This is a genomic window from Micromonospora sp. M51 (assembly GCF_018070305.1).
Classification (GTDB): Bacteria; Actinomycetota; Actinomycetes; order Mycobacteriales; family Micromonosporaceae; genus Micromonospora; species Micromonospora parva.
The window spans coordinates 1-1,194 of the sequence record NZ_JAGPXZ010001184.1 but is presented as its reverse complement, the minus strand read 5'-3'; the positions used below and the strand labels follow the sequence as shown (position 1 = coordinate 1,194).

The 1,194-nt window shown below is 72.1% G+C and carries 2 protein-coding genes; one reads left to right on the top strand and one right to left on the bottom strand.

Annotated elements, in window-relative coordinates:
• On the bottom strand, positions 1–402 hold a 402-nt coding region (locus KBX53_RS33540; protein WP_210863876.1), incomplete at its 3' end, for a hypothetical protein.
• A 191-nt stretch (positions 403–593) separates the two neighbouring features.
• Between KBX53_RS33540 and KBX53_RS33535 the strand changes: the two genes are divergently transcribed.
• Positions 594–1,194: glycerophosphodiester phosphodiesterase family protein (locus KBX53_RS33535; protein WP_309140916.1), on the top strand; the 601-nt coding region annotated here is incomplete at its 3' end.

Below are 1,194 nucleotides of genomic sequence, written 5' to 3'. Positions count from 1 at the left end.
ACTGATGGACTTTGCCGGGCCCGTTGCGGACGTGGACTGGTCGCTGGTGCCACCGCCGCTCGGCGTGCTGAGGCCGCCGGTGGTGGCGTCGCCGGTCGTCGTCGGGGCGACAGTGCCCGGGTGTCGTTCCGGCTGTCGCGCCACCCGGCGTACGCTCGCCGGCCCGGCGGTGCCACCGGTGGTGGTCACCGCGCCCTGCCCGCCCACCGGGCCACCGTCGCGCAGCACCTGTGGGTCGATCCGTTCCTTCGCGGGGTCGAACGGGTCATCGCGTTGGATCTGACTCTCCACATCGGTGCGGGGCACCGTCACCTCGTCGAGGGCGCCCTTGCCGTACACGCCGCCGGCGATCCGGTCCTCGGCCTCGCGGGCGGCGTCCTGCCGCATGTCGTCCTCACGCACGTCCATCACCTCGCAGAAGCTGTGGAACTGACTGCGTGCCCGAGGGCCGGCCGACCAAACCCGGTGTGACCGGGAGGTCGTCCACGGCGGTTCACCGTCGCGCCGCCCGCTGGCCGCCTGCCCGCAGCCCGAGATGTCCATGCTGTCCCGCGACCGGTGGGAGGTGCCCGCCGGCAGGAGGGGATGACAGCGTGCGCACAGTACGCCGTACCGCCGTCGCGGCCCTGGTGGCCGCGACGGTGACGACCGGGCTCGCGGTGCCCGCCCAGGCGAAGCCGCGACCGGACCGGACATTCGACGTGCAGGCCCACCGGGGCGGCCTCGGGCTGCGGGTGGAGAACACCCTCGCCTCCTTCGGCAACGCCCTCCAACTCGGGGTGAGCACCCTCGAACTGGACGTGCAGATCACGGAGGACGGCCAGGCCGTCGTCACCCACGACCGGAAGATCAGTGGCGCCAAGTGCTTCGACACCAGCCCGGTGACGCCCGGCGACCCGGAGTTTCCGTACGTCGGGAAGTACATCAACACGCTCACCGTGGCCCAGGTGCGCTCGCTCGACTGTGGCTCGAAGACGCTGTCGGACAAGCCCGGCCAGCTCGCCGTCCCGGGTGCCCGGATGCCGCTGCTGCGTGAGGTCTTCGCGCTGGTCAACCGGTACCGCGCGAAGGACGTGAAGCTCAACGTCGAAACCAAGGTCGAGGCGGGCGCGCCGACCGAGACCGCCCCCCGCGAGCAGTTCGTCCGGGTCACCGCTGCCGAGGTCCGCGCCGCCGGGCTGCTCAAGCAGGTGA